Annotated in this window: 1 pseudogene; it reads right to left on the minus strand. The window is 72.1% G+C overall.

What is annotated here, in order from left to right:
* Positions 1 to 2159: pseudogene (locus tag MJ783_RS20630) on the minus strand (aminoglycoside phosphotransferase family protein); the annotation flags it as partial.

The raw sequence follows: 2159 nt of genomic DNA on the forward strand, positions 1-2159 counted from the left end.
GCGGCGGTGACGGTGGCGTCGGCGATCCCCAGATGGTTCAGGGCATGGGCGGCGAACAGGATAATGGTGGGGTAGACGTCGGCGGCTTCGAGTTCCTCGACGGTGTGGCGCAGCGCGGTGATGGCTTCGTCCATCCGGCCGCGCCGGGCGTGCAGTAGCCCGGTGTAGAGCTCGGCGCGGGCCCGGCCCGAGCGGTACCCGGCCTGGTCGAGGACGTCGCGGGCGGTGTGGAGCGCGGCGTCGGCCGCGTCGAGGTCACCGAGCCGGAGCCGGGCGACGGCCAGCGCGGTGTAGGCCTTGCCGAGTTCGTGGCGGGCACCGATGTCGCGGTGGACTGCGATGGCTCGGGCCGCGGCGTCGATCGCCTGGTGGGCGTCGGTGAGGCAGAGCAGCTCCGCGCGGTTGGTGTCCAGGTCGGCGAGACCGAGGGTGCTACCAGAGGCCTGGTAGAAAGCGGTGGCTTCGTCGAGGTGGCGGCCGGCGGCTTCGACGTCGAACGCGAAGCGGGCGGCGAGGTGGCGTAACCGGGCGATGTGACCGCGGAACTCGGTGTCGTCGGTGGGGGTGAGCGCGTCGAGGTCGGCGGCGAGGGCATCGGCGTGGCGGAAACGGCCCTGGGCCATGTGCAGGTCACAGGCCCACAGCCCCGCCTGTAACCGAGGTGTGCCGGTGGCCTGCTCCCACACCCGGGTGAACAGCGCGAGAGCGGTCCGGGTGTCACCGGCGATGCGCTGGCCGTGGCCGGCGGCGACCGCGAGGCGGGCGCCGACCGTCGCGGTGAGGTCGGCCGCGGCGGCGGGGGCGACGGCGAGACGCAGCGCGGTGGGGGCGTGGCCGAGCCGGACAGCGGCTTCGGCTTCCAGGCACACCAGTGTGTCGGACAGGTCACCGGCATCTCCGGGCGATCCGAGGGTCAGCCGGGTACGCAGGTCGTCGGTGAGCCCCGCTGCGGCGCTGTGACCGCCATAGCGCACGGCCCGGTCGGCGTAGTCGAGCAACTCGGCACCGGCGATGCTCCCGGCGGCTAGGCCGTGGAAGACCGCTTCCCGCAGCGCTCGGGCGCTCGCGGGTCCGTCTCCCTCGGCGGTGAACGCGGCGGCCCGTGCGTCCCACAGGGCGCGCAGGGCGGTATGGACGTCGTGGGTGACACCGACGGGCAGGCGGGCGGCCAGGGCCGCGCTCATGAGCTGGTGGAAACGCAGTGCGTCACCGGCGGGGTAGACGAACGAGTACGCGGTCAGGGACTCCCAGGCGAGCCGGTCGCCGGGCAGGTGGAACCGCGCGGTCAGCAGCCGGAAGACCTCGTAGTCGAATAGCCGGGCCGGGCTGAGGACCTCCATGGTTCGGATCTCGTCGGCGGCGACGTGCTCGAGGAACCGGGCGAGGATCTGCGACTGAGACCGCGACACGGCCGTGTGGTCGGTGCCGGCAGTCTGCTCGTAGGTGTCGACGGCTAGGTGGAGGTAGAACGGCAGGCCTACGCTTGCCTCGGCGACGGTGCGCTGGTGGGCCGGGTCGGTGATCCCACCGGTGGCGAGCAGGGTGAGGCGGGCGGCCATCGGGAGGCCGTCGATGTCGTGTTCCCGCACGACGTCGGCCCATTCGGGGTCGTCGGTCTCCCAGCGCAGCGGTTCGCGGCTGGCGATGACGACCAGTCCGGTGTCCAGCTGGGCGCACAGGTCCCGCAGCCAGCTGTCGGCGAGGTGTGCCCGGCCGGACCGGATGGGGGCGGGGACCAGCGCCTCGTAGCTGTCGACGAACAGCACGTATGACGTGTCGGTGCTGCTGTCGCGTAGGTCGGCGGCGAACAGGTAGGTCACGGCGTCGGCGAGGTCGCTGTTCGGTAGGTCGTCGAGGGTCTGCAGGGTGCTGTCCCGTCGTACCCGCAGCCGGCGGCGGACGTCGGACGAGCCGCGTTCCAGGATCCGGACCAGACCCCGCGCCGTGCCGAAGAACGGGAGGCCGGCGACCGTGTCGATGACGTCGGTGAGAATGGAGCTGCCGTCCAGGAATGGCAGCTCGGCTTTGTCCAGCCGTAGGTGCGGGTGGAGGCGTTGCCACAGCACGGTGTAGGCGATGTCGAACCGGTCGAAGTGGACGCCCTGGGTGCCGAGGTCGCCCCGGAGTACCGCGAGGGCGTCTTCCTGCTGGCGCATCGC

Source organism: Protofrankia sp. Cj3 (assembly GCF_917627355.1).
Lineage (GTDB): Bacteria > Actinomycetota > Actinomycetes > Frankiales > Frankiaceae > Protofrankia.